Below are 6,732 nucleotides of genomic sequence, written 5' to 3' on the forward strand. Positions count from 1 at the left end.
GCCATGGCCGCCCGGGTCATGGCAGGGCGACGCCTGTGACCGGCGCGGAGTGCGATACCAGTCCCTGGTTACTATCCTTGACGTTCATCGCCTGCAGGCAATAGCCGCACTCAAACTCCGCGTATGCAAGTCCTCGCCGGCTACGCAGCCAACTCTGTTGCTGTTGGGCCCCAGCTGCGTCACCTGCGCGCTTCATTGCCTCCATCGCCACGACCCTCGTCTGATATCGCGAAATGTCGTCCATATAGGGCAGCACCGAGCGCTGCGCAGCCGCGACATCGCCTGCGTTCAAGGAAATCCACGCGTCAGCGACGGCGGATAGCTCATTGAATACGCGATTGCCCCCGAGTCCGGGAAGCTTCTTGGCCCGAGCGGAGATTTCAGAGAGCAGTTGCTTCGCAAGCTTGGTGTCGCCTTGGCGCGCTGCGAAGATTGCGACCGACAGGCCTAGATTTGCGTCATCGATTACGTCCCTGCTGCCTTCCTTGTCGAGCGCCGCCACGGACAACGCCCCAGACTTCCTCAGGCGCAGCTCCGGATCCATCTTCATGTTCGCCTCGGCGATGGCGACAAGGAATTGCGCACGTCGATAACTGAAAGCTTCCTTGTCTCCACTGACATCCAGGCCCGCCTGCGCGTACTGCAGTGCCTCCGCCCATCTTCCCTGATCGATTGCAACAGACGTACGCTCGATGCTTGCATGAGAGTCCGGGCCTTCAGTTCCGGAAAGCGCCTGCTCAGCCAGCGAGTAATCGCGCTTGGCTGCCGCCGCCATGGCGATGCGGCGACCGGAAGCCTGATAGCCAGCTGCTCTGGCCTGATTTGCAGCCGCTATGGCGCCATCGAAGTCGCCCAGTCCCAGTTTCACGCGTGCAAGCTGATCGAGCCCCACGCTGGGAAGGTCACTGGAAACACCCACTGCGTTGATTGAGTACGGGAGCGCCTCCTTGAAGCGATTCTCCCCCATCAACCGAATGGAGACATTATGCTGGGCCGGCGCATAGTCCGGATACATCGCCGCCATCTGCGTCCATGCTTCCAGTGCCTGGTCCTGCGCAAGCAATTCCTTGCTCCAGCCGTCCAGGTACATGGCCTCCCTGGGCGGAAGGCGCGAACTCAGGCTCTTGGCCGTTTCCAGCGCAGCCAGACCGGACTTGGAGTCATTGAGTACGAAATAGCAGCGAACTTGCGCCAACCACGCGAGTGCGAACTGCGGATCGAGTTCAATGGCCTTCCGGTAGAAGCCGATCGCCGTTTTGGTATCACCGTTGTCAAAGCGATCCTGTCCAAGGGCGTAGGCGCGCAACGCTTCGATACTCGAGGTTGTCACTTCAGGCAATGGCCTTGAAGCCTTCGCGGTGATCGCGGCCTCTCCAAGACGCTCTCTCAGCTCGACGGTCACGGCATCAATCGCGCGCAAGCTCGCATCGCCACCCCGTCCTTCCGCGGAAACCACGAAGACATTTTCCTGGGTGGACGGATTCACAACTTCTACGCTGACTCGCGTATGGCCGCCGATATCAGCAACCGTCGGCATCAGTACGGCAACGGCGCCCGAACGCAAGGCGATCTCGGAAGCCAGTTCGCGGTTGACCAGCAAACCGGATGGATCCTTGCGCATCATCGTAAGCGCTTGGCGCGACCGCCGTTCACTCACAACATTCACATACCGCGACTGCTCAAGACTGATACGGAACGCCTGCTGCAACGAATCATCCAGCAGCGTATCGCCCGTGAGGTTGCGCATGTCCCCCACAACGACCCAGTCGCGCTCGGCGAACGCGATGGCAGGCTCCGGTCGCGTAAAAAACCACCCACCGACCACGATCGTCGCGACCACCGCCGCTTCAGCCACCAGCGCCGCCGGCCGCCGCCACAACGGGATATCGCGCCACGCCTTCGGCGTGCTCTTCGGCGCGCGCAGCGGGGTCAGGCCGATCTCGCCGACCTCGTACACCTCCATGCGCGTCGGCATGCCCTTGAAGCGCCAGTGCCCGTGCGACTTCCACAGCAGCCGCTCGCCGCGTTCGCCCAGCTCGCGCGAAGCGCGCTGCGTCAACGATTCGGCCACTGCCGAGAGCAGGATCTGTCCCGGCCGCGCCAACGCCATCAGGCGCGCGGCCACCGGCTTGGCCAGGCCCTCGACTTCCAGCGGCTTGGCGCCGATCTGCACGGCCTCCTCGCTGTTGCGCCAGGTCAGCACCTCGCCCACGTGCAAACCGGCGCGCGCCAGCAGGCGCAAACCGCGGGCATGGCCGAGCTCGCGCAGGCCTTGCTGGTAATCCAGTGCGAAGCCCAAACCGTCGATGGGGCGCTCGAACAACAGCAGCAGGCCATCGGATCGGTCGATCAGGCGCCCGCGCGATTGCTGCTGCAGGCGCAGCACCAGCGTGTCGTGTTCGCGAAAGAGTTCGGCGGCGGCGGCATCGCCCAGGCGTTCGACCAGTTCGGTCGAATCGCACAAATCGGTCAGCAGCAGCGTGCGCAGCTGCGGGGAATCGGCCAGGGGTTGCGGAACACCATCCATCGCGCGATCTCCTGTTCGCCCAATGCTCAGACCACCGAGGACGCCGTTTCCAGCCCGTGCAGGCGGTTTCCGCCTAGCCGCTTGGCTTCATACAGCGCGCTGTCCGCACGCGCATACCAATCGTTCCAGCTGCCGCCATTGGTGTCCAGGTGGGCGATGCCGATGCTCACCGGGCAGATCTGCGGCGCACCGTCGATCGTGAGCTGCGCCTGCACGTTGCGCAGGATGCGCTCGGCCAGCGGGCGCAGGCCCTCGGCATCCGTGCTGGCGACGAACACGCAGAACTCGTCGCCACCCAGGCGGCAGGCCAGGTCGTCGCCGACCAGTACCGAACGCAGGATGTGCGCGACGTTCTGCAGCACGCGGTCGCCGGTGAGGTGGCCGTGTTCGTCGTTGACGCGCTTGAAGCGGTCGCAGTCGATCAGCAGCAGGCCGTTGCCCGGGCGACGCCCCGCACGGCGGCATTCCTGCAGGTGCAGGGTCAGGCCGCGGCGGTTGTACAGGCCCGTGAGTTCATCCGTGCGGATCAGCTCTTCGGTCTGGTTGAGCTGGTGCGAGGTCGCGTAGAGGTTGTCCAGCGCCTCTTCCAGGTCATGGTTGCGGCGGCGCAGCTGGCGGATCAGCAGTTGTTCGTTGTTGACCACGCGCACGATCGAACGGCGCAGGAAATGCGCGGTCAGTGCGGGATCGTGGTCCACCAGCTTCTGGAAATCCGCGTGGTCCAGTTCGATGAGTTCGCAATCGCTGGCGGCGGTGGCGTCCGCACTGCGCGGATGGTCGCCGATCAACAGGCCGAGCTCACCGAAGAATTCGCCGGCGCCCATGTGCTTGATGACGAGGTCTTCGCCGAAATCCAGGTCGACCGTGCCGCTGACGACGATGAACATCTGCGTGCCGATGTCGCCGCGACGAAACAGGTGATGGCCGGAAGATACCGTGCGCGTGCGACCGAAGCGCGCGAACAGCGCAGTCTCGGCAGGCTCAAGCACCGCATGCGTGGCATCCGGCTGGCTCGCACGTACGTTGAGGTCGGGCACTCCAGGCCCCACGCTGGCGCAGTTCATCCCCACATCCTTGGCCGGCGGGCTCTGCCGGTCGATCTTTGATATTAGCACCTTAAGAAAGTGTTCATCGTGACGTCACACGCAATCTCATGTAACGTGAGAACGCATGTGCGCCGTGCCGCTCGGGTTTCACTAACGCCGTCAAATCCCGCGCGGTCAACAAAAAAGAGGCCCGGGTTGCCCCGGGCCCGGCCCCTCCCGAGGGCCGATCAAACGCCTGCACCGCGTGTGGCATGCCGCCCCCGGCGGCGGCCCCTCTCAGCCGGCCGGGGTCGGCGCGCCGCGGCGCGGTCAGGCGGCCTTCTCACCGTGGAACTGTTCTTCCTCGGTCGAACCGGTCAGGGCGGTGGTCGAAGACTGGCCCTGCTGGATGGCCTGGGTCACTGCATCGAAGTAGCCCGTGCCGACCTCGCGCTGGTGCTTCACCGCGGTGAAGCCCTTCTCGGCGGCGGCGAACTCGGCCTCCTGCAGCTCGACGAAGGCGCTCATCTGGCGGCGGGCGTAGCCGTGGGCCAGGTTGAACATCGAGTAGTTCAGCGAGTGGAAGCCGGCCAGGGTGATGAACTGGAAGCGGTACCCGTAGCGGGCAATCTCCTTCTGGAACTTGGCGATCGTCGCGTCGTCCAGGTTCTTCTTCCAGTTGAAGCTCGGCGAGCAGTTGTAGGCCAGCAGCTTGCCCGGGAACTTGGCGTGGATCGCCTCGGCGAACTTGCGCGCGAACTCCAGGTCCGGCTTGCCGGTCTCGCACCAGATCAGGTCGGCATACGGCGCATACGCCAGGCCGCGGCTGATCGCCTGGTCCAAACCCTTGCGGGTCTTGTAGAAGCCTTCGACGGTGCGCTCGCCGGTGGTGAACGGCTGGTCGGTCGGGTCGATGTCGCTGGTCAGCAGGTCGGCGGCCTCGGCATCGGTACGGGCGACCAGCAGCGTCGGCACGCCCATCACATCGGCCGCCAGGCGCGCGGCGTTGAGCTTCTCGATCGCCTCGCGGCTGGGCACCAGCACCTTGCCGCCCATGTGGCCGCACTTCTTCACCGAGGCCAGCTGGTCCTCGAAGTGCACGCCGGCGGCACCGGCCTCGATCATCCCCTTCATCAGTTCGAAGGCATTGAGCACGCCGCCGAAGCCGGCTTCGGCATCGGCCACGATCGGCTGCAGGAAGTCGACCTCGTCCTTGCCCTCGGCGTGGTGCAGCTGGTCGGCGCGCAGCAGGGTGTTGTTGATGCGCTTGACCACCGCCGGCACCGAATCGGCCGGGTACAGCGACTGGTCCGGATACATCTGCCCAGCCAGGTTGGCGTCGGCGGCCACCTGCCAGCCGGACAGGTAGATGGCGTTGAGGCCGGCCTTCACCTGCTGCATGGCCTGGTTGCCGGTCAGCGCGCCCAGCGCGTTGACGAAGTCCTTTTCATGCAGGTACTTCCACAGCTTCTCGGCGCCGAGCCGGGCCAGCGAGTGCTCCACGTGCACGGTGCCGCGCAGGCGCACGACGTCTTCGGCGCTGTAGTGGCGGGTGATCCCTTCCCAGCGCGGGTTGGTGTCCCAGTCGTGCTGGATCTGTTCGGCGGTCGGCAGCTTGCTCATCGCGGTACTCCAGGTAGTGGGGTGGAACGTGGAAAGGCGAAGGGAATCCGCCGGCGCTCAGTCGATGCGCTGGTAGGCGGGCAGGGTCAGGAAGTCGGCCAGGGTGTCGCCGCGGCTCAAGGTGTCGAGCAGCGCGATGGCCTCGGCGATGCGCGCCCCGCCCGGCAGCTTGTCGGTAGGCCCCAGGCGGGCCGGCAGGTTGCGCAGCGTGGATTCGAGCAGGGCCAGGTCGATGGCGGTGCCGTCATCCAGGCGCTGCCCGGGGTGGTGCAGCCACTGCCAGATCTGCGCGCGGCTGATCTCGGCGGTCGCCGCGTCCTCCATCAGGTGGTGGATCGGTACGCAGCCGTTGCCGTCCAGCCACGCGGCCAGGTAGCGCACGCACACCTCGACATTGCCCTCGAAGCCGGCGCGGGTGATGGTGCCGGGCGACGGGGCGATCAACGTGTCGCGGTCGGCCTGCACGTCCGGGCGCAGCACGCCGTGCTGGTTCGGGCCGGGCATGTGCTCGTCGAAGATCGCGCGCGCCACCGGCACCAGCGCCGGATGCGCGACCCAGGTGCCGTCATGCCCGGCGGTGACTTCGCGCAGCTTGTCGGCGCGCACGCGGGCCATCGCCTGCTCGTTGGCGGCCTCGTCGTGGTTGATCGGAATCTGCGCGGCCATCCCGCCCATCGCATGCGCGCCGCGACGGTGGCAGGTCTTGATCAGCAGCTCCGAGTAGGCCTTCAGGAACGGCTGGGTCATGGTGACCTGGCCCCGCTCGGGCAGGATGCGGTCGGCATGGCCGCGGAAGGTCTTGAGGTAGGAAAAGATGTAATCCCAGCGCCCGCAGTTCAGGCCGACGATGCGCTCGCGCAACGCGTGCAGGATCTCGTCCATTTCGAACACGGCCGGCAGCGTTTCGATCAGCACGGTGACCTTGATCTGCCCGTGCGGCAGGCCGAGCATCGCCTCGATGTGCGCCAGCGCCGTCTCCCACAGCGCGGCCTCTTCCATCGACTGCAGCTTCGGCAGGTACAGGTACGGGCCGCGGTCGCGCTGGATCAGCGTGCGGGCGTTGTGGAAGGCGAACAGCGCCGCGTCGAACAGGCCGCCGGCGATCGGCTGGCCGTCGATCAGCACGTGCTTCTCGTCCAGGTGCCAGCCGCGCGGGCGCACGATCAGCACGGCCTGCTGCTCCAGCGGCTTGAGCGCGTAGTGCTTGGCCGGCGTGTCGAAGGTCAGGTCACCGCGCACCGCGCTGGCCAGCGCGCGCTGGCCGCCCAGCAGGTTGCGCCAGGTCGGCGAGGTGGAATCCTCGAAGTCGGCCATGAACACCTTCGCGCCGGAGTTCAGCGCGTTGATGACCATCTTCGGGTCGGTCGGGCCGGTGATCTCCACGCGGCGGTCCTGCAGCGCGGCCGGGATCGCGGCGACCTGCCAGTCACCGGCCCGACCGACCCGAAGATGGTCATCAACGCGCTGAACTCCGGCGCGAAGGTGTTCATGGCCGACTTCGAGGATTCCACCTCGCCGACCTGGCGCAACCTGCTGGGCGGCCAGCGCGCGCTGGCC

Annotated in this window: 4 protein-coding genes; all 4 read right to left on the reverse strand. The window is 66.0% G+C overall.

Annotation, left to right across the window (positions count from 1 at the left end):
- Nucleotides 1–16: 16 nt before the first annotated feature.
- Nucleotides 17–2,527, reverse strand: a complete 2,511-nt coding sequence (locus ARC20_RS13165; RefSeq protein ID WP_057647849.1) for a putative peptide modification system cyclase — start codon at nt 2,525–2,527, stop codon at nt 17–19.
- Nucleotides 2,528–2,553: 26 nt separating this feature from the next.
- Complete coding sequence (locus ARC20_RS13170; RefSeq protein WP_057647850.1) at nt 2,554–3,591, reverse strand: GGDEF domain-containing protein; 1,038 nt, start codon at nt 3,589–3,591, stop codon at nt 2,554–2,556.
- A 291-nt stretch (nt 3,592–3,882) separates the two neighbouring features.
- Nucleotides 3,883–5,175 (reverse strand): isocitrate lyase, encoded by a 1,293-nt coding sequence (aceA, locus tag ARC20_RS13175; protein WP_057647852.1) that lies wholly within the window; start codon nt 5,173–5,175, stop codon nt 3,883–3,885.
- A 57-nt stretch (nt 5,176–5,232) separates the two neighbouring features.
- Nucleotides 5,233–6,681, reverse strand: a complete 1,449-nt coding sequence (aceB, locus tag ARC20_RS13180) for a malate synthase A (protein ID WP_425480276.1) — start codon at nt 6,679–6,681, stop codon at nt 5,233–5,235.
- Nucleotides 6,682–6,732 lie beyond the last annotated feature (51 nt).

It is taken from the genome of Stenotrophomonas panacihumi (assembly GCF_001431645.1).
In the GTDB taxonomy this organism is placed as follows: Bacteria; Pseudomonadota; Gammaproteobacteria; order Xanthomonadales; family Xanthomonadaceae; genus Stenotrophomonas_A; species Stenotrophomonas_A panacihumi.

Excerpts from the sequence above, each read along its gene's own strand:
- ARC20_RS13165 (WP_057647849.1), bottom strand. The coding sequence starts at position 2,527 with ATGGATGGTGTTCCGCAACCCCTGGCCGATTCCCCGCAGCTGCGCACG.
- aceA (WP_057647852.1), bottom strand. The coding sequence starts at position 5,175 with ATGAGCAAGCTGCCGACCGCCGAACAGATCCAGCACGACTGGGACACC.
- ARC20_RS13170 (WP_057647850.1), bottom strand. The coding sequence starts at position 3,591 with ATGAACTGCGCCAGCGTGGGGCCTGGAGTGCCCGACCTCAACGTACGT.